Source organism: Salipiger sp. ABN3_019, from assembly GCF_056158605.1.
In genome coordinates this window covers 178,011-202,411 of record NZ_JBSWTP010000003.1, presented here as the reverse complement: position 1 = coordinate 202,411, position 24,401 = coordinate 178,011, and the positions used below count along the sequence as shown (strand labels likewise).

Sequence of the window (24,401 nt, the reverse complement as noted above, 5' to 3'; positions counted from 1 at the left end):
TTACCCTTGGATCATACGGTTGAGGCCGACGGTGCGCGCGCCGAAGACCAGCACGATGATCGCCAGCAGGATCAGCCCCGAGGACATGGCCGCAAGCGACGGATCGGGCTGTTCTTCGAGATATTGCAGCATCTTGATCGGCAGCGTTTTGTTGCGCGCGTCGGTGAGGAAGATCGAGATCGGGTAGTTGTCCATCGACGCAAGGAAGGCGAAGAGCCCTGAGGTCAGATAGGCGGGCGCAAGGCTTGGCACGAGCACCTTGAGGATCGCCTTGGGATAGCTCAGCCCCAGCGTCCGCGCCGCGTCGATCAGCGAGAAGTCGAAGGCCGCCATAGAGGCCAGCAGCGTGCGCATCACGAAGGGCAGCGTGATCACGATATGGCCCAGCAGCAGCGACCAATAGGCGTCGCGCAGGCCGATCTCGCGGAAGAACTGCAGCAGCGCCACGCCCACCACCAGCCCCGGCATCATCAACGGCGAGACGGCGAAAGTGGCGATTGCCTCGCGGCCGCGGAACTGGCCGCGGGTGACCGCGACCGAGGCCAGCGTGCCCAGCACCAGCGAGATCAGCGTGGAGATCAGTGCAAGGTTCAGCGACAGCAGCACCGCGTCCCACAGCCCGCTGCGCTTGCCCAGCGAGGCGTACCAGCGCAGCGACCATTCGGGCGGCGGCAGCGTGTAGACCGGCGAAGAGGTGAAAGAGGCGGCGATGGTGATCACGATGGGCAGCATCAGGAAGGCGACGCAGGCCAGCCCCATGCTCCACGAGAGGGCGCGGAAGATACGGTCTGTCTGGGTCATGTGCGGGCTCCCAGCCTGCGGGCCAGCCAACTCGACAGCACCACCACCAGCACCGCGATGCCCAAGAGCACCGCCGAGATGGTGGAGCCAAGCGGCTCGTTGCGGAGATAGAGGAACGAGCGCGCGATGAGCATGGACAGCGTCTGCTGGCGCTCGCCGACGATCAGCGAGGGGATCACATACATCGACACCGCCAGCGAGAAGGTGAAGGCCGAGCCCGCCACCACACCCGGCAGGGTCAGCGGCAGCGTGACGTTGAAGAAGCGGAACATCGGCGTGGCCCCAAGCGAGGCGGCGGCCTCGGGCAGGCGCTGGTCAAGCTGGCGCACCACGGCGTAGATCGGCAGCACCATGAACGGCAGGAAAACATTCGCCGCCCCGACGATCAGCGCGGTTTCGGTGAACATCATGCGGATGGGCCGGTCGATCAGCCCGATCCATTGCAGCGCCCCGTTCAGCGCGCCATTGGCCCGGAACAGGATCGACCACGCAAAGGCTTTGACCACCACCCCCAGCGACATCGGCAGCACCATGGCCACCAGAAAGACGGTCAGCCATCCGCCCTTGGCCCGGCTCATGGCGAAGGCGGTGGGATAGGCGATGACCAGCGCCAGCAAGGTGGTCAGCCCGGCAACGCGCAGCGTGCGCCAGAGCACGCGCATGTTGTATTCGTCGGCAAAGAAGTCGGCGTATTCGGTGAGTGAAAATCCATCCGGCGTGCGCACCGACTTGGCCAGCAGCATGACCAGCGGCAGCGCATAGATCACCGCCAGATACCCCAGCGCGGGGACCGCGAGCAGCGAAAGACGGTCGACACGGCGGATCATGCGGCGCCCCCATAGACCAGCGTGTCGGCGATCTCCCAGCCAAGCTGAACGGTCTCACCACGCGCCAGACCGCTGCGAATGCCGGGCAGTTCGCACAGGATGCGGTCACCCTCGGCGGCGCGGCCATGCAGCACCGTCTTGGAGCCCAGAACCATCACGTCCTCCAGCACGACCGACAGGCTGTTTTCGCCCTGCCCCACCGAGATAAGCTCTGGCCGCACGCCGATCTGCGCCGCGCCGCCAACCGGCAGATCGCCGCGGGCGCGCAAGGATCCGTAGGGCGTGTCGAGCGTCAGAAGACCGCCCTCGGAGGCGGCTACGGTGCCCATGATGGTTGCGGAAAGCCCGACGAAATCCATGACAAAAGGCGAGGCCGGACGGGCATAGAGCGTCGACGGGTCGGCAAACTGCTCGATCTTCCCGGCGTTCATTACCGCGATCCGGTCCGACACGCCCATCGCCTCTTCCTGATCGTGGGTGACAAAGATGGCGGTGATCCCGCGGTCGCGCAGCAGCGATTTCAGTTCCACCTGCATGGTCTCGCGCAGCTTGCGGTCGAGGGCAGAGAAGGGCTCGTCGAGCAGCAGCAGATCCGGCCCCACCACCAGCGCCCGCGCCACGGCGACGCGCTGCTGCTGACCACCCGACAGCGCCGAGATCGGGCGGCCCGCAAATCCCTCCATCCGCACGAGGCGCAGCGCCGCGTCCACCGGGCCAGCGATCTGCGCCTTGGGGGTGCCGCGCGCCCGCAGCCCGAAGGCGACATTCTCGGCCACGGTCAGATGCGGGAAGAGCGCGTAGTTCTGGAACACCACCGAAACATTGCGCTTATGCGCGGGAAAGCGGCTGATGTCGCGCCCGCCCAGCACCACCGAGCCCTCGTCGGCCTCCATCAGCCCGGCGATGATGCGCAACAGCGTGGTCTTGCCGCAGCCCGAGGGACCGAGGAGAGAGACAAGCTCTCCCCGGTCCACCCGGAAGTTCATGCCGGACATGACGCTTGTGCCTTTGAAGGATTTCGCAACGCCCCAGACGTCGAGGTAGCGGCGATCGCCCGGAGTGGGGTCTTGGGTCATGTCCAACATCGCCTCAGAGCGCCATCAGCTTGTCGAAACGCTCGATCCACGCGCGGCGGTTGGCGGCGACGAAGGCCCAGTCGGGACTGTAGATCTGCACGCCCTCGGGGATCACCGCGCCCGCCTTGACCGTGGTGTTGGCGGGCACCGAAGAGGCGAAATCGGCGATGGCCGACTGCATCTTCTCGCCCAGCATCTCGTTCACATAGGCCTCGGCCAGCTCCGGGTTCGGCCCGCCCTTCACAAGGCAGATGCCCGACGGCATGGCAAAGATGCCTTCCTTCGGCGCGGCCAGATCGACCGGCACGCCTTCGGATTTGCGCGGCAGCGTGTAGGACGAGAAATTGCCCGACAGCAGCGTGATCTCGCCCTGCTCCAGCAAGTTGAAGGCTTGGCTCATGGTCGAATAGACCGACAGCAGGTTGGGCTTGAGCTCCTCAAGCTTGGCGAAGGCGGCGTCGATCTCGTACTGCGCTTCCGAGAACGGCTTGCCCGAGCCCAGCATCGCCGCGACAAACAGCGTCCACATGCCTTCGGTGTTCTGCAGCGAGGGGATGATCACCTGCCCCGCGTTGGCCGGATCCCAAAGCGCCTCCCACGACGGCACGCCCTCGGAATAGTCGGTGTTATAGGCCACGCCCGCCCACGGCTGGACGTAGTTGCACCACATGCCCTCCATATGCACCGCATCGCCGCGCAGGTCGGTCATATTGGGCACCGCCTCGGCGGTGATCGGGGTCAGCAGATCGGCCTCGACCGCTTGGATCATCACCGGGTCGTCCATCTGCACGACCGACAGATACGGCTGGTCCTTGTTCGAGGCCATCTTCTCGAGGTTGACCGAGGATTTGGTGCCCTCGAACAGAATGTCCGCGCCGATCGCCTCTTTCATATGAGGCACGACGAGCTCTTCCATCCACGCGGTGTGCGATCCGGCACAGCCGATCACCAGTTCAGAGGATTGTGCGCGCAGCAGCGCGGGCGTGGCCAGCGTTCCGGCGGCGGCAAAGGCCGAGGTCTTGAGCAGCGAGCGGCGGGTGAGGCCACGGGGCGTAAGGCGGGTCATGGGCGTTCCTTCTCTGTCGGTTGCAAGGCGCGTTGGCCAAAGGGTCTGGCCGGTGAAAGGGCCGGTTCTGGCGCCGACCTCAAATGGGATGCCATTTGACTTACGCAGGATTGCCGGCCCGCTGGCGAGAGATACGGCATGAAAACTGTGTATTTTCTTAGAATGACCAAAGTTTGTGCGGCTGGATGCCACCCCTGCCCGACCCGCAGGCTAACCGCGAAGTCAAATGGCATCCCATTTTAAAGAACGGCAGTACACAGCGACTCGTGCCCGCCGGTCAGCGGGTCGGGGCAACCGCGTTGAGATGTTTCGTGAAAGCGCGCGAAGGGGGCTTAACCCTCCCCGTCCTCCAGAACGGCGGCGAAGGTCTCGCCGGTGTGCTGGAGATGCTGGCGCCAGACCTGCGCCGCCGCCACCGCGTCCCCGCCACGCAGCGCCTCCATCAGCGTCTCATGCTCTTGCACCGATTGCGCCAGACGGTCGGCGCTGTAAATCGCCATGAACCGGCCATAGCGCGCCCGCGCAATCAGCCGCTTGTGTGCGTCATGCACGATGGGATTGCCGCAGTTCTCGACGATGAAGTCGTGGATCGCGGAATTGGTGTCGAAATAATCGGTGTGGTTGCCCAGCTTGTGAAACACCATCATCTGCGCGTGCAGATCTTCAAGCTCGTCCAGCAGCGCGGGCGTGATGGTCTGCGCGAGCCGCTCGGCGGCAAGGCTTTCGAGCGAGGCAATCACCTCGAAAAGCTGCACCGCCTCTTCGGCGCTGCATTGCACCACCTGCGCGCCCTTGTTGCGCGAGATCTCGATCAGCCCGTCCTGATGCAGCAGCTTCAGCGCCTCGCGCACCGGCGTGCGCGACAGATCCAGTTCCGCCGAGATGCGCCGCTCCACCAACCGCGAGCCGGGCGGGTACTCGCCTTTGACGATACGATCGCGAAGCACTTCGGCCACCCATTGGGCAATCGCAGTCGGCGAGTCCGTGACCGGGGGAACGGCGGTCAGTTCGGGAAGAGGCTGGCTCAAGGCAAAGTGTCTCAGACAAGTAATACTGTGGCATTCCATTTTGCCCATGCCGCAGGGCGATGCAACCTAATCACGCGCCTTGCGACGTGCCCCCGACCCGTTCATCGCATTCGTCCCGGCTCGGAAGAGCCCGCAACCATTTGATTCGCCACAACCTCGCCGATCCGGGCCCTCTTCGGATCCAGATCGCTTAAATTATGCAAATTTGGCATTCCATTTGCTCAATAAGCCGACAGCGCCGAGCGCGACAAAGAAATTTCGGCGCAATTTCCCTCTCGTCCGCCGCGGATCGGCTCAGGCTGATCTCAGCGCAGAGAGGGCACACTGCCCGCTGAACCACTGACATGAATGCCATATGGCAGTGTTCGCTCCTCTTCTTCTGGTTGGCGTGCCGAGAAAAATTGTCATGGACGATTTGGCCCGGCCTGCCTGAACGATAGACCGCTCGCCACTTTGTCCGTGCCCAACAGAGAGGACAAAGACATGTGCGAACGTTGCGGAAACACCTACCAAAACATCCAGATGGCCAGCCGACGCGGCTTTCTCAAAGGCAGTGCCGCCGCTGCGGCCAGCCTTGCGCTGCCCGCCGGGCTGATGAGCGCCTCCGAGGCCGCCGCCGCCGGAATGACCACCATCAAGGCCACCCACGGCTCGGGCCTGTGCAACCTCGGCATTTTCCTCGCCAAAGAGCGTGAACTGGCCAAGGACGATGGCGTCGAGCTTGATTTCGTCGTGACCCCGACCACCACCGATGTGGTCACGCTCTTTGGCGCGGGCATGGTCGACGTCTCGGTCATCCCCTATTCCAACTTCATCACGCTGGTCGATGCCGGGGCGCCGGTGCGCATCGTCGCGGGCGCGGGTGTCGAGGGCTGCATCTTCGTCGGTGCCGAAGGCATCACCTCGGCCGAGGACCTCAAGGGCAAGACCATCGGCACCTTTCAGGCCGACACGCTCGAAGTGCTGCCCTATGACTATCTGACCGCCGCGGGCATGTCCTTTGCCGATGTCGACGTGAAATACTTCAACACCTCGCCCGAGCTTGCCGCCGCCTTCATCAATGGCGCGATCGACGCGGTGTGCCACATCGAACCCTACGCCACGCAATGTCTGCAGGAGCGCGCGGGCGCCTCGGTGCTGTCGGACGGGCTGGATGTCTACGGCAAGGGCTATTCCGACTGCGTGCTGGCCGCGCGCATCCCGTTGCTGGAAGAGAACCCCGACGCTGTGAAAGCGGTGATCAAGGCGATGATGACCGCGCAGCTGCAGTCCGAGCAGGACACCGACAAGGCGCTCGAGGACACGGTGGGCACCTACTACAAGACCTCGCTCGAGGCGCTGAAGCTGGCCCAATCGCGCCAGCCGGTGATGATCGACCAGCGCAACAATACCGAGTTCTTCGTCGAGCGTTCGGCTTCGATGCAGGCCATGGGTTACGTCAAGAACACGCTTCCTGCCGAGGCCGTTGACTGGACGCTTCTGGAAGAGGTGATCGCCGAGAACGGCGACCTCTACGAGCAGCTCGCGCTCAAGACCGCCTGAAGACCCCAATGAGCCGAACATGAGCACAGGAGCCTCCCATGAGCGACGGAACCATGAGTGACGAGAGAAAACTATCCGCCCCAACGCGTCCGCCCGCGGGCCGCAATCTGGCCCGCAAACTGGCCCCGGCGCTGTGGTCTCTCGCCTCGCTCGCAATCTTCGTGGGCTTGTGGGAGCTCGCATGGTGGCGGGGGTGGGCAAACCCTCTGCTGCTGCCGCCACCGCATATCTTTCTGGCCAACCTGCCCGACCAGTTCCGCTTCTTCGACCCCAACGGCCAGCGCGCCGGGGCGCTCAGCCAAGGCGGGTCCTTCTGGTCGGTGCTGGGGGTCATCGGCTGGACCTCGCTGCGGGTCACCGCAGGGCTGGGGCTGGGCTTTATCATGTCGCTGGGGATCGGGCTGGCGATCCGCTACTTCCGCATCTTCGGCAATCTGATGCTGCCGATGGTCACCATGTTGGCACCGATCTCGCCGGTGGCATGGATCCCGGTCGCCGTCTTCGTCTTCGGCATCGGCAACCCGCCCGCGATCTTTCTGGTGTTCATCGCCATCTTCTTCGTGATGACGCTGGCGACGCTGTCGCTGATCGACAGCGTGCCCAAGAACTACATCCAACTGGCCAAGATCATGGGCTGCTCGAAACGGCAGATCTACCGCCATGTGATCCTGCCCGCGATCCTGCCCGACCTCTTCGTCACCCTGCGCATGAACCTTTTCGCCGCGTGGATGGTGGTGCTGATCGCCGAGGCGGTGGGCGTCGGCTCGGGCCTTGGTCAGGTCACCATGCTGGCGCGCAACACGTTCAACGCCAGCCTCGTCTTCTTCACCATGACACTTATCGGGATCACCGGCTTTGCCTTCGATCAGGCGCTTCGCTACGTGCAGCGCAAGGTCCTTTGGTGGGTCGGTCCCAGCCCCGTGGGAGGGGTGTGACCCATGCTCGGACTGTCCATCAAGAACGTCTCGAAAACCTGGAACCCGGACGGCCCCGAGCCGGTCCCCGCGGTCCGCAACCTCACCCTCGATGTGGCGCTTGGCGAGTTCGTCGTGCTGCTCGGGCCCTCGGGCTGTGGCAAAAGCTCGCTGCTCTATATCGTCGCCGGGCTCGAAGACGCCACGCAGGGCTCTGTCACCTTCGACGCGCTGGAGATCACCGAACCCTCGCCCGAACGCAGCCTGATCTTTCAGGAGGCCTCGCTTTATCCGTGGCTGACGGTGAAGGACAATATCACCTTCGGCCTGCGCATCGCTGGCAAGTCGCCGCGCGAGATGGATGAGGCCGCCGAGCGGCTGCTGCGTCTCGTCGGTCTCGTCGGTGCGGGCAACAAGCGCCCGCATGAGCTGTCGGGCGGGATGCGCCAGCGCGCCGCGCTGGCACGGGCGCTGGCGATGAAACCCAAGGTGCTGCTGATGGACGAGCCCTTTGCCGCGCTCGACATCCAGACCCGCGCGCGGATGCAGAAACATCTGCTCGACGTCTGGGAAAGCTCGGGCGCTTCGGTGCTGCTGGTGACCCACTCGATCGACGAGGCGCTGGCGCTGGCCGACCGGATCGTCGTCTTCACCGCGCGTCCCGGCCAGATCAAGGCCGAGATCCGCCTCGATCAGGCCCGCCCGCGCGACCTGCGCAGCCCCGAAATGATCGACCTCGCGCGCCGCTGCGAAGCGCTGCTGGCCGAGGAAGTGGAAAAATCCTTCAAGGAACAGGAATTCTCGTGAGTATCGAAATCGTCACCGCCCGCTGGATCGTTTCGGGCGCAAAGGATGATGTCTCGCCCGATATCATCGAAAACGCGGCACTGGCCCATGAAGACGGCATCATCCTCGCCGTCGGTCCCGCCGCCGAGATCACCGCCGCCTATCCCGGTGCCAAGACCACGGACTACCCACATCACCTGATGATGCCGGGGCTGGTCAACAGCCATCACCACATCGGCCTGACTCCGCTGCAGCTGGGCGCGCCCGATTACGCGCTGGAACTGTGGTTCGCCGCGCGGCTGTCGATGCGCAAGATCGACCCCTATCTCGACACGCTGTTCTCGGCCTTCGAGATGATCTCTTCGGGCGTCACCACGGTGCAGCATATCCAAGGCTGGGCCACCGGCGATCTGGAGCAGGTCAAAGCCTCGGCTGGCGGTGTGCTCAAAGCCTATGAGGCGGTGGGGATGCGCGCCTCTTACTGCTACGCGGTGCGCGAGCAGAACCGGTTCGTCTACGAGGCCGACGAGGATTTCTGCCGCCGCCTGCCGCCCGAAGCCGGGCGCGCCATGGCCGAGCATCTTGGCCAGCAGAAGATGAGCTTTGCCGAATATATGGCGCTCTACGAGCATCTGCGCGACAGCAACGGCAATTCTCGCGCGCGCATCCAGCTGGCCCCGGCGAACCTGCACTGGATGACCGACGACGGGCTCTTGGCGATGAAAGAGCGCTCGGACGCCGACGGTGTGCCGATGCATATGCACCTGCTCGAGACCGCCTATCAGAAGGAATACGCGTTCAAGCGTACCGGTACGACCGCCGTCAAACATCTCGAAAAGCTCGGGCTTCTCGGCCCGAAGCTGACCCTTGGCCACGGCGTGTGGATGACCGAAGAAGACCTCGAGATCTGCGCCGGGACCGGCACCTGCGTGTGCCACAACTGCTCGTCCAACTTCCGCCTGCGTTCGGGGATGCTGCCGCTGATGGAGCTGCGCAAGCGCGGCATCGTGGTCGGCATGGGCATCGACGAGGCGGGCATCAACGACGACCGCGACATGCTTCAGGAAATGCGTATGGCGCTGACCGTGCACCGCGTGCCGGGCATGGATCACAGCGCCGTGCCGACGCCCACCGGCGTGCTGCGCATGGCCTCCGAACATGGCGCGCTGACCACCGCCTTCGGTGCCGAGATCGGACGTCTCGATCCGGGGCGGCGCTTCGATGCGGTGGTGCTCGATTACGACAGCGCCACCTATCCCTATCAGGACCCCGACATCGCCCCGCTCGACGCGCTGATCCACCGCGCCAAATGCAAGGACGTACATGAGGTGCTGATCGACGGCGAAGTGGTCTACCGCGACGGCAGCTTCACCCGCATCGACCGCGCGGAGGTGCTGGCGCAGATCGCCGAGGCGCTGGCCAAACCGCGCGACGAAGAAGAGCAGCACCGCCACTGGCTGCGCGATCAGGTCTTTGGCGAGGTCGAGAAATTCTACGACGGCTATATCACCGGCACCGCCCCGCGAACGCCCTTCTACAACCGCTCCTCCCGCGACTGATCCGGAGCCCGAGAGGACAGACCATGCCCGAAACCCTCTTTCGCAACGTGCGCCTGCTTGATCTGCAGGCGCACGACGGACTGACTGCGCCCTGCGATCTGCTGGTGCGCGATGGCCGTATCGCCGAGATCGGCACCCCCCAGCCCGCGCCCGATGCGGCGGTGCTCGAGGGTCGCGGCGACCTGCTGATGCCCGGCCTCGTGAACGGCCATTTCCACTCGTCGGTCAATCACATGAAGGGCCGCCTGCCGTCGCTGCCGCTCGAGATCTTCATGCTCTACGAGTGCCCCGAGCTTGAGGTGCTGCGCCCCACTCCGCGCGAAGCCTATCTGCGCACCATGCTCGGCTGCATCGAGATGCTGAAGACCGGCACCACCTCGGTGCAGGACGATTGCTTTTTCGTGCCCGAGCCGACGCCCGAGATCATCGACGCGGTGGCGCAGGCCTATCTCGACAGCGGGATGCGCGCCCGGCTGGCGCTGGATCAGCCGGAGGTGCCGGAACTCGACAAGCTGCCGTTCCTGCGCGACCTGCTGCCTAGCGAGTTGCGTGCGCCGCTCGAACAGCCCTCGCCCTGCCCCGCGCCGCGCCTGCTGGAGCTTTATGATCACCTGCTTGGCCAGTGGCATGGCGCCGAAGGTGGACGGCTGAAGGCGGCGGTCTCCTGCTCGGCACCGCAGCGGGTAACGCCCGAGTATTTCGCCGCGCTCGACGACCTGAGCCAGCGCCACGACCTGCCGTTCTATGCCCATATGCTCGAGACCAAACTGCAGCGGGTCTATGGCGAGGAGTGTCTCGGCGGCCGCTCGCTGGTGCGCTACACGGCGGATCTGGGGTTTCTGTCCGAGCGGATGAACGTGATCCATGCGATCTGGGTCGATGACGCCGATCTCGACCTTATCGCGCAAAGCGGCGCAAGCGTGGCGCATAATCCGATCTCGAACCTGCGCCTCGGCAGCGGCATCATGCGCTGGCGCGACATGCTCGGCAGGGGCATCCCGCTCTGCCTCGGCGTCGATGAGGCCATCGCCGACGACGCCATCAACATGTGGAGTGTGATGAAGACCGCCGCGCTGGTGCACACGCTGGACCGTCCGCGCTATGAGGATTGGCCGATGGCACCCGAGGTGCTGCGCGCCGCGACCGAAGGCGGCGGACGGGCGATGCGCGAGCCCGCTCTGGGCACGCTCACGATCGGCGCGCCTGCGGACCTCAATCTGCTGGACCTCAGCGCCCTGCCCTTCGTGCCGCTCAACAACCTGCCCCGACAGTTGGTACATTGCGAATTCGGCCAGTCGCTTCGGATGACCATGGTCGCCGGAGAGATCGTTACCGAAAACGGCCGCCTGCTGCGGGTCGACGCGGCGGCGCTACTTGAGGAGGCTGGCGCGCTCTTTGCAGGCAAACGCGCCCAGATGGACCGCGCCGATGCGCAGGTGGCGCGCTATCTGCCCGCCTACCGCGCGATGTACGACATGGCCTCGGCGCGGGACGTGGGGCTGCGGCGGCGACTTGGCTGAGGGCGCGCATCTTGCCCGATGGGCCGCCGCGCGGCATCATGGTGCTCCGCTGATCCGGAGGTCTCGCCGATGCCACTGCCAGCTTCTTCGCGCCGCCGCGCCGTGCTGATCGCGGGCCTGCTTTGCGTCGGAGCGGTCGGGCCCTGCGTTGCCGATGATCCCTCCCCCGGCGGGCAGGCATGGTCCGACAGCTGCGCAAAGTGCCACCGCAGCCCCAAGGCGATCGCCTATGCGCTGCCCGATCCCGACGACCGCGCGGGAAAGGACCGGCTGAACCGCTTTCTGGCCATGCATCACGCCCCCGATGCCGAGGCGCGCGCCGCGCTGGTCAACTGGCTGGCGGATCAGGCCAGCCAGTAAAGCAGCACAAGCCCCAGAACCGACCCCAGCAGTGCCGCAAAACCCGTCAGCCGCAGCCGGTCCTTCACCGAACTCGGCCCGGCGCCATAGCTGAAGCGCTCGTAGTCGATGCGGCTCAGCGGCACGCCCATTTCCAGCGCGCTGTCGGCCACGAGGGTCATCATCGCGCCCGGCCCGCAGATCATCACCTCGCAGGCCGAGGGCTCCAGCCCCTCCATGGCTTTCTCGAGCAGGGCGGCGCTCATCGGCCCGCGCAGCAGCCCCAGCTCGGACACATCTTCGGCCCGGTCCGACACCAGCATCGGCGTGACGCCAAGCGCCGCGCAGGCGGGCTGGTACAGCTCGGGCGGCAGCATCGCCCCGGCGCTGCGGGCGGCATAGACAAAGCGGACCTGCCGCTCACTGCGGCTGCGCGCCAGATGGCTCAGGATCGACAGGATCGGCGCGATCCCGACGCCGCCGGCCACAAGGATCAGCGGCCCCTCCCCGCGCGGCACGAAACTGCCGTGCGGCGCATCCATCGACACGGCGGTGCCCGCAGGCAGCGCGCCGATGCCATCGGTGAAATCCCCGGCCTCTTGAATAAGGAAGCGCAGGCCGTCTTCTCCCGGAGCCGAGGCGATGGAAAACGGATGGTCGTGCAGCGGCAGCCGCTTTGCGCCGAACGCCAACCACGCGAACTGCCCCGGCTCGAACGCCAGCGCGGCCCCTGTCGGCGGCGCCAGACGCAGCAGCCACAGACGCTCGGCGACGTGGCGGTTTTCGGCGATGGTCCACGGCGCGGCACCGCGCCGGACCAGACGCCGGGCGTAGACCGAGACCGCAGGCAGGCAGACCGCCAGCGCCAGCCCGACCCAGAGCAGCGCCGTCCCAATGCCCCTCGGGCCATCGCTCAGCACATGCCAGAGCAGCGCCGCGACCAGCCCCAGCGCGCCAAGCGCATGACCCGCCCGCCACAGCTGATAGCGCATCGGCAGCCGGTCCCGCAGCAGCGCCAGCGCGACCAGCAATGCCAGCAGCCCAAGCGCGATCCGGGCATCCCACAGCCCCGGCCCCGAGAGCACGAAGTCGATCCTCCGCGCCAGCCGTCCGGGACGGTCGGGGTCGGGCAGGCCGATGAAGGCCAGCACATGCAGCAGCGCCAAAAGCAGCGCCAGCGGCGCCGCCCATTTGTGAAACGCCATGGTCACATCGATGCCGATGCGGCCCGAGATCGCCTCGAACCGCCCACTGGTCACCATCTGCGCCAGAACCATGACCGCCGCCGCGATCCCGCTCGCCGTCGCCAGCCGCATGGCACCCTGCCAATGGCCGGGCTCGGAAAGCAGCGCCACAAGCATCGGCAGCGCGACCAGCCCAGCGTAGAGACAGGCAAGCACACGAGGCGGCAGGCCGCGGCGTTTGGAACGGTCTTGGGGCATGGCGCTTTTGGCTCCTTAGCGCAAAGCCTAGCGCGGCCCGCGCAGCGAAGACTTGATGCGGATCACAAGCGGGCGCGGAAACGCTCCGCCACCCGCGTTTTTCCCGGCGGGGGCGATCATCCCGAGCGCACAGGCTTTCTCGGCGTGCTGAAAACTCGGCGTGTCGGCGCAGCAAACGCCGGTTCTGCGAGCAGTGTCTGCGCGGCGGAGGAGAATTTCGCACAAGTTCGGACTTAAACCTCGGAGCGCCCGAAGATTTATTCTTCACTTACCTTAGCCGCAGGCGCTTGGGGGTCACTCCGAGGTGCCCGCCGCGACGCTCCCGAAATAGCCGACCGGGCCCAGCATGTTGAACGTCCGCCAGATCGAGGCCTTCAAGGCCGTCATTGAAACCGGCACCGTCAGCCGCGCCGCCTCGCGCCTCTGCGTCTCGCAGCCCGCGATCAGCAAGATGCTGCAGAACCTCGAGTATGACACCGGGCTTGCCCTGTTCGAGCGCAGTCCGGGCCGGGTCCGCCCCACCGGCGACGCGCTGCTCTTGTTCGAAGAGATCAACCGGCTCTATCGCGGCCTCGACCGGATCGAGACAGCCGCCTCGGATATCCGCAACATGAAGGGCACGATGCTGTCGGTCGGGGTGATGCCCGCGCTGTCGACCGGCTTCATTCAGGACCTCGTGATGGAATACCAAAGCAGCAACAGCGCCGCGCGACTGGCGCTGCATGCGCGCAGCACGGTCAAGATCGTCGACATGCTGATTTCCGGCAGCCTCGACTTTGGCGTCTCGTCCCATCCGATCGACGATCCCGAGATCGAGCATATCGCGCTCGACAGTCGCCCCTATGTCTGCGTGATGCCGCGCGGCCACCGGCTGGCCGAGCGGCCCGCGCTTTGCCCGGCGGACCTCGACGGCGAGCGCTTCATCAATTTCACCCCGACCTCGGATCTGCGCACTCAGGTGGATGAGCTTTTCACCCGCGCCGGAGTGCAGCGCGACATCATCACCGAAGCCTCGATGGCCCCCAGCATCTGCGCCATGGTGGCGCGCGGTCTGGGCGTGGCGCTGCTCAACCCGCTGTACCTTGGGGCTTTCTCGGAACTTGTGGTCTGCCGCCCCTTCGCGCCCACGGTCAGTTCCGAGGTGCGGCTGCTGCTGCCCCGCCACCGCCCGCGCACCAGTCAGGTGCAGCGCTTTGTCGAACTGGCGCTGGCGCACGCAGAAAGCCTCGGCCCCGCGCTGGCCCCGCCCCCCGCCAGCGCCACAAAGACCGCCGCCGAGCTGCGCTGACCCTCCAAAGATATCCGAGCCCAAAAGCCCCCGCCCCAAAAGCGGGGGTTTTCGGTTATGGCCGCGCCGCGCCCCATAACCTGAGTTCGATGCATACCTATTATTTGGAATTTGACCCTACGGGCCACGGCATCTCATCCTGACCCCATCAGAACCAATTGAAATCATTAGGCTGCAGGCGCGCTGATCCCCGCCTTGCGGCAACGGGAGAGCTTGGCTTGCAGGTCACCCAGTTCATCATCCGCCGTCTCATCTTCTCGGTGATCTTGCTCATCGGCGTCAGCGTCATCGTCTTTGCGTTGGTCAACGCCGTGGGCAATCCGATCGAGATCCTCCTTGCCGAACGGCCCGGCATCAGCCAGCAGGCCATCGACCAGATGACCGCCTATTACGGGCTCGATCAGCCGGCGGTGACCCGCTACCTGATCTGGGCCGGAAATCTGCTGCAGGGCGATTTCGGCACCTCGATCATCTACAACCAGCCGGTCTGGGAGATGATCACAGTCTGGGGCGCCGAGACCATGAAGATTCAGGTCCCCGGCATCCTCATCGCGCTGGCCATCGCCACGGTGATGGCCGTGACCGCCGCCGTGCGCCAGTACAGCAAAACCGACTTCGGGGTCATGGCCAGCGCCATGCTCGGCCAGTCGCTGCCCGCTTTCTTCGTCGGCATCCTGCTGATCCTCATCTTCTCTTACTGGCTGGGCATCTTCCCCTCTTACGGCGCCTATTCCATGCGCGCGCCGCTCTGGGGCAGCCCGACGCTCGACGCGCTGTGGCATATGGTGCTGCCGGTGGCGATGCTGACCTTCTTCAACACCGCCGCGCTGACGCTGCTGATGCGCTCGAACCTTGTGGACATCCTGCGCCATGACTTCGTCACCGCCGCCCGCGCCAGCGGCCTGCCCGAGCGGCGCATCATCTACGGCCACGCGCTGCGCAACGCGCTGATCCCGGTGCTGACCTATCTGGCGATCCTCTTCGGGCTGATGCTGGGCACCGCCCCGGTGACCGAGGCCGTCTTCACGTGGCCCGGTGTCGGCTACCTCTACATCAACGCGATCCAGCAGCTCGATTACCCGGTGATCCTCGGCGTCACCATGGCGATCTCGGTGATGCTCGTGCTGGCCACGCTGCTCACCGACATCGCCTACGTGCTCATTGATCCCCGCATCAGACTGGACTGACCCCATGGCCTCGATTGATCCTCTCACCCCAGCCGCCAGCCCCAAGGCGGCACGGCCCGAGATGCCGCGCGGCATGTGGGCACAGGGCTGGTCGCGCTTCCGCCGCAACCGCACCGGCATGCTGGGTCTCGTGCTGGTGAGCTTTGTGGTGCTGGTGGCGATCCTCTCGCCGCTGATCGCGCCCTATGCCGCCGACGACCAGTCGGCGATGCTCAACTTCGGCTCGCGCGCCGCCCCCAGCCTCGCGCATCCCTTCGGCACCGACCGCATGGGCTATGACGTCTTTACCCGCGTGGTCTATGGCGCGCCGACGGCGCTGGCGGTGGGGCTCGGCACCATGCTGGTCGCCTCCGTGCTGGGACTGCTGATCGGCGGCATCAGCGGCTATGTCGGCGGGTGGGCCGACGAGGTGATGATGCGCATCACCGAGTTCTTCCTCGTGCTGCCGGTCTTCGTGGTGATCCTCGCCGTGGTGCGGCTCTTCGGGGTGATCGTGGTCGGCACCCCGCTTGAAGAGATCCCCTATCTCAACCTAAGCACCATCGTCGTGCTGCTTGGCCTCTTCGGCTGGCCGCCCATCGCGCGCATCGCCCGCGCCGAGTTCATGCGCCTGAAAAGCATGGAGTTCGTCGAGGCCGCCCGCTGCATCGGCGCCACCCGCAGCGACATTCTGATGCGCCACATCCTGCCCAACGCCATGCCGTCGCTGGTGGTGATCATCGCGCTGGGGATCGGCTCGGCCATCCTGTCGGAGGCGATGGTCAGCTTCCTCGGCTTCGGCGACCCCGAGGCGATCAGCTGGGGCCAGCTTCTCTATTTCAACTACGAGAACCTCAAGGTCTCGCCCTGGGCCTCCATCGCCCCGAGCGCGGCGATCTTCATCACGGTTCTTGGTTTCAACCTTCTTGCAGATGGGCTGTCCGATGCTTTCAACCCCCGCGTCAAATGATCCCCTGTCCCGTGATCCCTCTCGTGACCCCGCACCCGGCAGCGCGCCGCTGCTCGAGGTGCGCGGGCTGAGCGTCAGCTTCGGCAAGGGCGCAAGCGCGGTGCCCGCGGTGATGGGTGTCGATCTCGCCGTCGGGCGGCAGGAAACCCTCTGCCTTGTCGGCGAAAGCGGCTCGGGCAAATCCGTGACCTCGCTGTCCCTGATGGGGCTGCCGCCAGCGGGCGCGCAGGTGACCGGCGGTCAGGTGGTCTTCGAGGGCGAGGATCTGACCCGCAAATCCGCAAAAGCCATGGGCCGGGTGCGCGGCAAGCGCATGGCCATGGTGTTCCAGAACCCGGCGCATTCGCTCAACCCGATCCTGACCATCGGCAAACAGCTGGGCGAGATCTACGCATGGCACACCGGGGCCGGCCGGCTCGAGACGCGCGAGCGCGTAGGCTACCTGCTGCGGCAGGTCGGCATCACCGATGCCACCAGCCGGCTGAACCAGTTCCCGCACGAGCTGTCCGGCGGCATGAAGCAGCGCGTCTGCATCGCCCGCGCATTGCTCTGCGATCCGGCGCTGATCCTTGCCGACGAGCCCACGACCAACCTCGACGTGACCATTCAGGCGCAGATCCTCGATCTGCTCGACGAGATCAAAGAGCGCTTTCACACCTCGATCCTGCTGGTCACCCACGACATGGGCGTGGTGGCGCGCATGGCCGACCGGATCTCGGTGATGTACTCGGGCCGCATCTGCGAGAGCGGCGCGGCACGCACGGTCTTTCGCGACCCACAGCACCCATACACCCGCGCGCTGCTCGACAGCACGCCGCGCATCGATCAGCGCTATGAGCAGGGCGCGCAGAGCCTGCCGGCGATCGGCGGCAAGCCCCCGAACCCGGCGGAGCGGCCCAGCGGCTGCCAGTTCAACCCGCGCTGCGGCGAAGCGCAGGAAGACTGCCGCCGCCACCTGCCGAAAATGACCGCCAGCGGACCCGGCCACGCCGTCAGCTGCCTGCGCCGCGGCTCGCTGATCGAGGAAGACGCCGCATGACCGCCCCCTTCGCCATCCCCGATCCCGACCTGCTCACCGTGCACGGGCTGCAGAAACTCTACCCGGTGACCAAACGCGGCCTCTTCCGCAGCCGCCAGACCGGGGTGATCCGCGCCGTCGACGAGATCTCCTTTTCCGTGGCGCGCGGCCAGACCCTTGGGCTCGTGGGCGAATCCGGCTGCGGCAAGTCCACCACCGCGCGCTCGGTCCTGCATCTGATCGGTGCCAGCGGCGGCGAGGTGCTGCTCGGCGGGCAGGACCTGCTGGCGACGCTGGGCGGCGACGACCGCAAGGCCGAACTGGCCATGCGCCGCCGCGTGCAATACGTCTTTCAGGACCCCTATATGTCGCTCAACCCGCGCTGGACCATCGCGCAAACGCTGTCCGAGCCGCTGCGGGTGCACGCGCTGCTGCCGCCCGCCGCATGGCGCGCCCGGGTGCTGGAACTGCTGGAACTGGTGGGGCTGGAGCCGCATCACGCCGACCGCTACCCGCATGAGTTCTCGGGCGGTCAGCGCCAGCGCGTCGGCATCGCCCGCGCGCTCGCCGTAGACCCCGAACTGCTGATCCTCGACGAGCCGGTGTCATCGCTCGACGTCTCGGTGCGGGCGCAGATCCTCAACCTGCTGGCGCGGCTGCAGGCGGAACTGGGGCTGACCTATCTCTTCATCTCGCATGACCTCAGCTCGGTGCGGTTTCTCAGCACCCGCGTCGCGGTGATGTATCTGGGGAAGATCGTCGAGATCGCCGATGTGGACACGCTGTTCGAGGCGCCGCGCCATCCCTACACCCGCGCCCTGCTAAGCGCGATCCCGGTGCCCGATCCCGACCGGCCCGCCGCGCGCAACACGCTGCGCGGCGAGATCCCGAGCGCCATGAACATGCCCGCCGCCTGCCGGTTTCACACCCGCTGCCCGCGCGCCAGCGCGGTCTGCGCCGCGCATGAGCCGCCGATGAAGACCCAGCGCGCCCACGCGCTCGCCTGCCACCACCCGCTGAACGAGCCGGCCCCGGCCGAACCGCTCGGCCCCGAAAGTTAAGCCACCACAGTTAAGCCACGACCATAACGCACCAACAGGGACCAGAACCGACATGCAAGCAAACCAGACACGCAGAAACTTCCTGAAGACCACCGGCGCCGCCGCGGCGGCACTGGCCGGGTCGGCGCCGGGCATGGGCCGCGCCGCGGCCCCCTTCTTCAAGATGTATATGATGATCCCCAACAACCAGCCCGCCCGGATGATCTGGGGCACGCTGGCGGCGCAGCAAATCTCGAAGCTGGGGATCGACGTGCAATCGAGCTATGTGCCGTGGTCGGTGATCACCCCGCGGCGCACCAATGGCGAGGGCAAAAGCCACGCCGAGGGCGGCTGGGACGCCTATCTCGAGCGCTATTACTACAACTCGATCACCCCGATGCCGAACAACCTCTTCTCGTCCACGGCCTTCCCGCCGAATGGGCAGAACTACTACTATGTCAACGACGAAGAGATTGACGCCTCGCTCAAGGATTACGCCGCCGCCCGCGAAGAGGGCCCGCGGCTAGAGGCGATCCACCGCTTCGAAAAGCGCTGGTACGACATCCAGCCGATGACCATCCTGTTCTACCCCGAGGATGTGATCGCCACGAACCCCAAGCTCTCGGGCTTTAGCGGCACCACCTTCAACCCGGTGTTCTTCCCCGACCCGCACAACTGGACGATCGAAGGAGCCGAGGGCGGTGCCACCGCCGCCTTCGCCTCGTGGCAGCCGCCGCAGAACCTCACCCCGATGTACACCGGCGGCTATTCGGACTCGAACGTCTTCGGGCCGGTGTTCAACCGCCTTTACGAGTATAAAGACTGGGAAACCAAAGAGATCGCTCCGGCGCTGGCCACCGGCCACACCATGTCGGAAGACGGCAAGCAATGGGTCATCTCGCTGCGCGAAGGCGTGAAGTGGCACAGCGGCGAGGAGTTCACCGCCGAGGATGTGATCTTCACTTGGAAGATGATCATGGACCCGGCCTATGCCTCGGCCTTCAACGCGCCCTTCGTCGAGATCTTCGGCTCGCCCGACGCCTTCAAGGCCACCGGCAAATACGAGGTCACTGTCGATCTGCCCGCCTTCACCATCCAGTTCGAGCATTGGGTGATGAACGCCATGCAGGTGATGCCCAAGCACGTGCTGGAAGGCATTGCGCCGGGCGATCTGCGTGCGCATCCGTTCAACACGTGGAACGGCAGCTATGAGGTCACCCTGTCCGACGGCTCGACCTATACCGCCGAAGGCGGCGTCGGCACCGGGCCGTGGGTCTGTCAGGGTCAGGATCAGATGCGCAAGGCCTTCGTCTACGCCAAAAACGCCGACTACTGGCAGGAAACGCCGGGCAACGTCGAGACCTTCTACGTGGTCAACATCCAAGGCTCGGACGCGGTGCTGTCGGCGCTGAAATCGGGCGAGATCGACGCGCATGACCCGATGTATGACATCGGCTCGCTGGTCGACACGATCGACCCGTCGTGGGGCAAAGTGCAGACCTACGACAGCTATAAGTGGCAACACGTCTGCTACAACCTGCAGCACCCGGTCTTTGGCACCGGCGTCGACACGCCGCTTGGCCGCGAAGACCCGTCGCGCGCCGCCGAGGCTGCGGCCTATGTGCGTCAGGCCTTCAGCCACGCCATGCCGCGCGAGCAGATCGTGCAGGAGATCGCCAGCGGCTTTGGCGCGCCGGGCACGGTTCCCATGCCCTTCACCGCGCCGGAATACGCCAAGGAACTGCTCAAACCCATCGAGTACGACCTCGAGATCGCGCGCGATTTCATGACCAAGGCTGGCTACGTCTACTGACCCCGGCCCGCAGCGACCTGCCCCGGGCGCCCCGCCGCGCCCGGGACCTCGACCAAGGCACAGCCCTGGACACATCCCCGTAAGGAACGGATCCAAGAGATGACTGACAAAAAGATGCGGCTCGGCCTGTCGATGCGTGGCGTCGGCTATCACCCCTCTGCATGGCGCCACCCCGATGTGCCGGCCAATGGCGCCAGCGAGATCGAGCATTTCCACACCGTCGCCAAACACGCCGAACGCGGCAAGATCGACATGATCTTCTTTGCCGACGGCGCGGGCGTGCGCGCCAAGGACACCCCCAAGGGCTCATTGGCCCGCCTCGGCCATTACATCACCGACATCGAACCCACGGTGCTGCTGGCCTCGATCTCGGCGGTGACCACGCATCTGGGCCTCGTGACCACGGCCTCCACCGCCTATAACGAGCCCTACAACCTCGCCCGCCGCTTTGCCGGGCTCGACCTGATGAGCCATGGCCGCGCGGGCTGGAACGTGGTCGCCTCTTGGTCGAACGAAGAGGCCAAGAACTTCGGTCTCGAACAGGTGCGCGACTACACCGAACGCTATGAGCGCGCCGCCGAGTTCGTCGAGGTGGTCACCGGCCTCTGGGACAGTTGGGAGGAAGACGCCTTCCCGCTCGACAAGGCCTCGGGGCTGTTCTTTGACGAGACGAAGATGCACCGGCTGAACCACGAGGGAAAGCACTTCCGCGTGCGCGGGCCGCTGAACGCGCGCCCCTCGGAGCAGGGCCGTCCGATCGTGGTGCAGGCGGGCAATTCCCCCGCCGGGCGCGACATCGGCGCCAAGCACGCCGAGGTGATCTATACCGCCGCGCGCAGCGTCGAAGAGGCGCTGGAGTATTACGCCGACATGCGCGAGCGGCTGGCCAAATTCGGACGCCCCGTCGATGCGCTGCGGGTGATGCCCGGCTTCCGCACCTACATCGGCGAGAGCCGCGAGGAGGCGCAGGAGAAATTCGAGATGATGCAGGAGCTGATCGAGCCGGTGGTCGGCCTGTCGTTCCTTGCCGACACATTCGGCGATCTCTCGGGGCTGCCGCTGGATGAGCCGATCCCCGCCGATTTCAAACCCTCGGGCGACAATGAAAGCCTAAGCGGCTGGGCCGACCGGCTGATCGCCAGCGCCCGGCAGGAGGGCAAGACGATCCGCGATCTCTATCTCGAGCAGGCCGGACAGGCGTCGAGCAATTACATCGGCACCGCCGCCGACATCGCCGACGTCATGGAAGACTGGTTCCACAAGGGCGCCTGCGACGGCTTCAACCTGACGGTGCCGCATCTGCCCGGCGGCGCTGCGGATGTGGCCGACCTGCTGGTCCCCGAACTGCAGCGGCGCGGGCTGTTCCGCACCGAATACGAAGGCCGCACCCTGCGCGAGAACCTTGGGCTGCCAGCGCATGTGAACCGCTACACCGCCGCCCGTGAGCGCGAGACCACAATGGCCTGAGGTCTGGCCCGCAAAGGCCTGACGACCCTCGAAAATTTCTTCCCAACTGCCCATCGGCTCTGTGCCGGGGGGCTTTTTTGTCAGCTGACAATTTCGCGCGCGGCGGCGGGCGGTGAAGACGAAAAGAGCGGGCCCGAAGGCCCGCCCTCTCGGCGCCGGGGACGGGAGCAGCCCCCAAGGCGACCATCAATGCATCTGCCGCGCTCAGTGCGAGACGGCGATCGCTTCTTCGGATTCCGAACTCTCCGAAACGCGGCCCGCCAGCGGGTTGGGCTTGGCCTCCAGCCCGAGCCGGGCGCGCAGCGTGCCGCCCTCATATTCGCTCTGCGCCAGTCCGCGCCGACGCAGTTCCGGCACCAGCAGGTTGATGAAATCCTCTGCGCCGCCGGGCATATAGGGCGCCATCAGGTTCCAGCCGTCGCAGGCGCCATCTTCGAACCAATCCTGCATCACGTCGGCGATCTGCTCGACCGTGCCGCAGCAAACGTTGTGGCCCGAAGAGATCGAGATCTCCTCATAGACCTGACGAATGGTCATCGGGGTCTCGCGCAGGCGGCGCTCCCATTGCTCGATGGCGCTTTTGACACCGTTGGATTCCGGCAGCGGCAGCGGCACCAGCTCGTCGGGATCATAGGCGCTGAGATCGCCGAACATTTTCGAGATCAACTGCAGCCCGACCTCCGGGTGGACCAGCGCCTTCAACTCGTCGAGCTTGGCCTGCGCCTCTTCCTCGGTGGCGCCAATGATCGGCATGATCCCCGGCATGATCATCACCTGCGCCGGATCGCGACCCGCCGCGGCGACCCGCGCCTTCATGTCGGCGTAGAACTCCTTGGCGATCTCCTTGTCCTTCTGGCCGGTGTAGATGATGTCGGCGATCCGCGCGCCCAGCTCGCGCCCCGGACCCGAGCCGCCCGCCTGCGCGATCACCGGATAGCCCTGCGGCGACCGCTCGAGGTTCAGCGGGCCGCGCACCTGATAGTGTTTGCCCTTGTGGTTGAGCAGATGCATCCCCTCGGGGCGGAAATAGCGGCCCTCGTCCTTGTCGCGCACGAAGGCATCATCGTCCCAGCTGTTCCACAGGCCGGTGACCACATCGAAGAACTCATTGGCGCGCTCATAGCGCTCGGAATGCTGCATGAGCGTGTCGCGGCCAAAGTTCATCGCCTCTTCTTCGCTCCAGCCGGTGACCACGTTCCAGCCCGCGCGCCCGTCCGAGATATGGTCCAGCGAGGCAAACTTGCGGGCCAGCGCATAGGGCTCGTTATAGGTGGTCGAGGCGGTGCAGATCAGGCCGATGCTCTCGGTCACCGCCGACATGGCGGCCAGTAGGGTGATCGGCTCGAAGCGGTCGATATGGCCGTGGCGGCTCAGTTCGTCGGCATCCTTGTGCGGGATGCGCACGGCGGCGCCGTCGGCAAGGAACATGAAGTCGATCTTCTGCGCCTCGGCCTGCTTGATGATCTTGGCGTAGCCTTTGAAATCATTGGCGATACCGGCGTTGGCATCGGGGTGGCGCCAGCCCGAGTTATGGCCGCCGTTCTGCACCATGTTAATGCCGATCTTCATGCGGCGTTGGGTCGTGGGCATCTTGGTCTCCTTTCCCGGACTGCGCCGGGATATCTTCTGGGGTGTTTTGATCAATTGTCAGTCGGGTTCGGCTGCGCAGCGGCAAGCGGGTAATGGCACAGGCATCCCGCAGGGCCGGTTTCGGCGCGCGGCGTTGCCTCGACGCAGAGGCGCGGCACACTGTGGCCCGCCACCTCTTGGCGCGATGCGGGATCGATCCGCGCGGCGACCACGCGCGCATGCGGGCAGCGGGTGTGAAACGCGCAGCCGGTCGGCAGATCGAGCGGGCTGGGGATATTGCCCTCGAGCAGCACCACCTCGCGATTGCGCTCCACCTCCGGGTCCTCGCCCGCCACCACCGACAGCAGGCTCTCGGAATAGGGGTGGCGCGGTCTGTCGCAGATCTGCCGGGCCGGTCCCTGCTCGACGAAGCGCCCGAGGTACATCACCCCGGTGCTGTCGGCGAAATGGCTGACCAGCGCGAGGTCATGGGTGATGATCACATAGGTCAGCCCGAGCCGCTCTTGCAGTTCCACCAGCAGGTTGATGATCTGCGCCTGAATCGACACGTCGAGCGCGCTCACCGGCTCGTCGAGCACGAGGATCTCGGGCTCGAGAATGATCGCGCGGGCAATGGCGACGCGTTGCCGCTGGCCGCCCGACAGCTCATTGGCAAAGCGCCCGAGGTGCGCCACGCTCAGCCCCACCTGCCGGATCACCCGCTCGATACGGGCGCGCTGATCGTCCTTGCCGCCCTTGATGCCATGCACCACCAGCGCCTCGCGCAGCACGTCATAGACGCGCATCCGCGGGTCGATAGAGGCGCGCGGGTCCTGCAGCACCAGTTGCACCCGGCGCCGCAGCTGCCGCCGTTCGCGCGGGGTGAGGCCGGACAGCTGCTGCCCGCCAAGGGTGACCTCGCCCGCGGTCATCTTCACCAGCCCGACGATCGCCCGCGCCAGCGTGCTCTTGCCCGAGCCGGATTCCCCAACGATGGCGTAGCAGCCGCCGCGCGGCACCGAGAAGCTGACGTTCTGCACCGCCCGCACCACCTTGGTGGCGCCGGTGCGGAAGAAGGATTTGTTCACCGGAAAATCGACGCTGAGGTTGCGCACGTCCAGCACCACATCCGCGCCGGATTGGACCTCTTGCTGCATGTCCTTGGGCATC

The 24,401-nt window shown here is 65.8% G+C and carries 21 protein-coding genes; 13 read left to right on the top strand and 8 right to left on the bottom strand.

Going from position 1 to position 24,401, the window contains the following annotated elements:
* The 5 genes from ACXAD2_RS03515 to ACXAD2_RS03495 all read right to left on the bottom strand — a co-directional run bounded on the left by ACXAD2_RS03515 (window position 1) and on the right by ACXAD2_RS03495 (window position 4,798).
* Window positions 1-801, bottom strand: a complete 801-nt coding sequence (locus ACXAD2_RS03515) for an ABC transporter permease (RefSeq protein WP_164183258.1) — start codon at window positions 799-801, stop codon at window positions 1-3.
* Window positions 798-1,628, bottom strand: a complete 831-nt coding sequence (locus tag ACXAD2_RS03510; RefSeq protein WP_475166929.1) for an ABC transporter permease — start codon at window positions 1,626-1,628, stop codon at window positions 798-800. The genes ACXAD2_RS03515 and ACXAD2_RS03510 overlap by 4 nt, the downstream gene beginning before the upstream one ends.
* Entirely contained in the window at window positions 1,625-2,704 is a 1,080-nt protein-coding gene (locus ACXAD2_RS03505) for an ABC transporter ATP-binding protein (RefSeq protein ID WP_475166926.1), read from the bottom strand. The genes ACXAD2_RS03510 and ACXAD2_RS03505 overlap by 4 nt, the downstream gene beginning before the upstream one ends.
* A gap of 13 nt (window positions 2,705-2,717) precedes the next feature.
* Window positions 2,718-3,770 (bottom strand): extracellular solute-binding protein, encoded by a 1,053-nt coding sequence (locus ACXAD2_RS03500; RefSeq protein WP_475166924.1) that lies wholly within the window; start codon window positions 3,768-3,770, stop codon window positions 2,718-2,720.
* 332 nt (window positions 3,771-4,102) lie between these two features.
* Window positions 4,103-4,798 carry a GntR family transcriptional regulator gene (locus ACXAD2_RS03495; protein WP_475166922.1) on the bottom strand — a complete coding sequence of 232 codons (696 nt, stop codon included), beginning with the start codon at window positions 4,796-4,798 and terminating at the stop codon, window positions 4,103-4,105.
* A 483-nt stretch (window positions 4,799-5,281) separates the two neighbouring features.
* Here ACXAD2_RS03495 and ACXAD2_RS03490 point away from each other — a divergent pair, with 483 nt between their 5' ends.
* The 6 genes from ACXAD2_RS03490 (at window position 5,282) to ACXAD2_RS03465 (ending at window position 11,479) form a co-directional block, all read left to right on the top strand.
* Window positions 5,282-6,340, top strand: coding sequence for an ABC transporter substrate-binding protein (locus tag ACXAD2_RS03490; RefSeq protein WP_066111876.1), 1,059 nt, complete (start codon window positions 5,282-5,284; stop codon window positions 6,338-6,340).
* Between the two features lie 38 nt (window positions 6,341-6,378).
* Window positions 6,379-7,275, top strand: coding sequence for an ABC transporter permease (locus ACXAD2_RS03485; protein ID WP_157374386.1), 897 nt, complete (start codon window positions 6,379-6,381; stop codon window positions 7,273-7,275).
* Window positions 7,276-7,278: 3 nt separating this feature from the next.
* A complete protein-coding gene (locus ACXAD2_RS03480) occupies window positions 7,279-8,061 on the top strand; it encodes an ABC transporter ATP-binding protein (RefSeq protein WP_066111874.1) in 783 nt (260 codons plus the stop codon).
* The gene (locus ACXAD2_RS03475; RefSeq protein ID WP_475166917.1) at window positions 8,058-9,599 is read left to right on the top strand and encodes an amidohydrolase family protein; all 1,542 of its coding nucleotides are present in this window, start codon (window positions 8,058-8,060) and stop codon (window positions 9,597-9,599) included. The genes ACXAD2_RS03480 and ACXAD2_RS03475 overlap by 4 nt, the downstream gene beginning before the upstream one ends.
* Window positions 9,600-9,622: 23 nt before the next feature.
* Window positions 9,623-11,119 (top strand): amidohydrolase family protein, encoded by a 1,497-nt coding sequence (locus tag ACXAD2_RS03470; RefSeq protein ID WP_475166916.1) that lies wholly within the window; start codon window positions 9,623-9,625, stop codon window positions 11,117-11,119.
* Between the two features lie 69 nt (window positions 11,120-11,188).
* Window positions 11,189-11,479 (top strand): hypothetical protein, encoded by a 291-nt coding sequence (locus tag ACXAD2_RS03465; protein WP_475166913.1) that lies wholly within the window; start codon window positions 11,189-11,191, stop codon window positions 11,477-11,479.
* On the opposite strand, the gene ACXAD2_RS03460 is transcribed toward ACXAD2_RS03465, so the two are convergent.
* A complete protein-coding gene (locus tag ACXAD2_RS03460) occupies window positions 11,464-12,900 on the bottom strand; it encodes a ferredoxin reductase family protein (RefSeq protein WP_475166911.1) in 1,437 nt (478 codons plus the stop codon). The two genes, ACXAD2_RS03465 and ACXAD2_RS03460, sit on opposite strands and share 16 nt — an antisense overlap.
* 346 nt (window positions 12,901-13,246) lie before the next feature.
* On the opposite strand from ACXAD2_RS03460, the gene ACXAD2_RS03455 reads away from it, so the two are divergent.
* The 7 genes from ACXAD2_RS03455 (at window position 13,247) to ACXAD2_RS03425 (ending at window position 21,662) form a co-directional block, all read left to right on the top strand.
* Entirely contained in the window at window positions 13,247-14,188 is a 942-nt protein-coding gene (locus ACXAD2_RS03455) for a LysR substrate-binding domain-containing protein (RefSeq protein ID WP_475166909.1), read from the top strand.
* A gap of 218 nt (window positions 14,189-14,406) precedes the next feature.
* Window positions 14,407-15,375, top strand: a complete 969-nt coding sequence (locus ACXAD2_RS03450; protein ID WP_066111858.1) for an ABC transporter permease — start codon at window positions 14,407-14,409, stop codon at window positions 15,373-15,375.
* A 4-nt stretch (window positions 15,376-15,379) separates the two neighbouring features.
* On the top strand, window positions 15,380-16,324 hold the full coding sequence (locus ACXAD2_RS03445) for an ABC transporter permease (protein ID WP_224905454.1): 945 nt from the start codon (window positions 15,380-15,382) through the stop codon (window positions 16,322-16,324).
* The gene (locus ACXAD2_RS03440; protein WP_475166903.1) at window positions 16,299-17,363 is read left to right on the top strand and encodes an ABC transporter ATP-binding protein; all 1,065 of its coding nucleotides are present in this window, start codon (window positions 16,299-16,301) and stop codon (window positions 17,361-17,363) included. Before ACXAD2_RS03445 ends, ACXAD2_RS03440 begins: the two co-directional genes overlap by 26 nt.
* Window positions 17,360-18,403 carry an ABC transporter ATP-binding protein gene (locus ACXAD2_RS03435; protein ID WP_475166900.1) on the top strand — a complete coding sequence of 348 codons (1,044 nt, stop codon included), beginning with the start codon at window positions 17,360-17,362 and terminating at the stop codon, window positions 18,401-18,403. Before ACXAD2_RS03440 ends, ACXAD2_RS03435 begins: the two co-directional genes overlap by 4 nt.
* Window positions 18,404-18,455: 52 nt before the next feature.
* Window positions 18,456-20,195 carry an ABC transporter substrate-binding protein gene (locus tag ACXAD2_RS03430; protein ID WP_475166898.1) on the top strand — a complete coding sequence of 580 codons (1,740 nt, stop codon included), beginning with the start codon at window positions 18,456-18,458 and terminating at the stop codon, window positions 20,193-20,195.
* Window positions 20,196-20,294: 99 nt separating this feature from the next.
* The gene (locus ACXAD2_RS03425) at window positions 20,295-21,662 is read left to right on the top strand and encodes an LLM class flavin-dependent oxidoreductase (RefSeq protein WP_475166896.1); all 1,368 of its coding nucleotides are present in this window, start codon (window positions 20,295-20,297) and stop codon (window positions 21,660-21,662) included.
* A gap of 204 nt (window positions 21,663-21,866) precedes the next feature.
* Here ACXAD2_RS03425 and ACXAD2_RS03420 read toward each other — a convergent pair whose 3' ends face one another.
* The gene (locus ACXAD2_RS03420; protein WP_475166892.1) at window positions 21,867-23,252 is read right to left on the bottom strand and encodes an LLM class flavin-dependent oxidoreductase; all 1,386 of its coding nucleotides are present in this window, start codon (window positions 23,250-23,252) and stop codon (window positions 21,867-21,869) included.
* Window positions 23,253-23,302: 50 nt separating this feature from the next.
* Complete coding sequence (locus ACXAD2_RS03415) at window positions 23,303-24,400, bottom strand: oligopeptide/dipeptide ABC transporter ATP-binding protein (RefSeq protein WP_475166889.1); 1,098 nt, start codon at window positions 24,398-24,400, stop codon at window positions 23,303-23,305.
* Between the last annotated feature and the right edge of the window lies 1 nt (window position 24,401).

Excerpts from the sequence above, each read along its gene's own strand:
- ACXAD2_RS03515 (WP_164183258.1), bottom strand. The coding sequence starts at position 801 with ATGACCCAGACAGACCGTATCTTCCGCGCCCTCTCGTGGAGCATGGGG.
- ACXAD2_RS03510 (WP_475166929.1), bottom strand. The coding sequence starts at position 1,628 with ATGATCCGCCGTGTCGACCGTCTTTCGCTGCTCGCGGTCCCCGCGCTG.
- ACXAD2_RS03505 (WP_475166926.1), bottom strand. The coding sequence starts at position 2,704 with ATGACCCAAGACCCCACTCCGGGCGATCGCCGCTACCTCGACGTCTGG.
- ACXAD2_RS03500 (WP_475166924.1), bottom strand. The coding sequence starts at position 3,770 with ATGACCCGCCTTACGCCCCGTGGCCTCACCCGCCGCTCGCTGCTCAAG.
- ACXAD2_RS03490 (WP_066111876.1), top strand. The coding sequence starts at position 5,282 with ATGTGCGAACGTTGCGGAAACACCTACCAAAACATCCAGATGGCCAGC.
- ACXAD2_RS03485 (WP_157374386.1), top strand. The coding sequence starts at position 6,379 with ATGAGCGACGGAACCATGAGTGACGAGAGAAAACTATCCGCCCCAACG.
- ACXAD2_RS03480 (WP_066111874.1), top strand. The coding sequence starts at position 7,279 with ATGCTCGGACTGTCCATCAAGAACGTCTCGAAAACCTGGAACCCGGAC.
- ACXAD2_RS03470 (WP_475166916.1), top strand. The coding sequence starts at position 9,623 with ATGCCCGAAACCCTCTTTCGCAACGTGCGCCTGCTTGATCTGCAGGCG.
- ACXAD2_RS03465 (WP_475166913.1), top strand. The coding sequence starts at position 11,189 with ATGCCACTGCCAGCTTCTTCGCGCCGCCGCGCCGTGCTGATCGCGGGC.
- ACXAD2_RS03460 (WP_475166911.1), bottom strand. The coding sequence starts at position 12,900 with ATGCCCCAAGACCGTTCCAAACGCCGCGGCCTGCCGCCTCGTGTGCTT.
- ACXAD2_RS03455 (WP_475166909.1), top strand. The coding sequence starts at position 13,247 with ATGTTGAACGTCCGCCAGATCGAGGCCTTCAAGGCCGTCATTGAAACC.
- ACXAD2_RS03445 (WP_224905454.1), top strand. The coding sequence starts at position 15,380 with ATGGCCTCGATTGATCCTCTCACCCCAGCCGCCAGCCCCAAGGCGGCA.
- ACXAD2_RS03440 (WP_475166903.1), top strand. The coding sequence starts at position 16,299 with ATGCTTTCAACCCCCGCGTCAAATGATCCCCTGTCCCGTGATCCCTCT.
- ACXAD2_RS03435 (WP_475166900.1), top strand. The coding sequence starts at position 17,360 with ATGACCGCCCCCTTCGCCATCCCCGATCCCGACCTGCTCACCGTGCAC.
- ACXAD2_RS03430 (WP_475166898.1), top strand. The coding sequence starts at position 18,456 with ATGCAAGCAAACCAGACACGCAGAAACTTCCTGAAGACCACCGGCGCC.
- ACXAD2_RS03425 (WP_475166896.1), top strand. The coding sequence starts at position 20,295 with ATGACTGACAAAAAGATGCGGCTCGGCCTGTCGATGCGTGGCGTCGGC.
- ACXAD2_RS03420 (WP_475166892.1), bottom strand. The coding sequence starts at position 23,252 with ATGCCCACGACCCAACGCCGCATGAAGATCGGCATTAACATGGTGCAG.
- ACXAD2_RS03415 (WP_475166889.1), bottom strand. The coding sequence starts at position 24,400 with ATGCCCAAGGACATGCAGCAAGAGGTCCAATCCGGCGCGGATGTGGTG.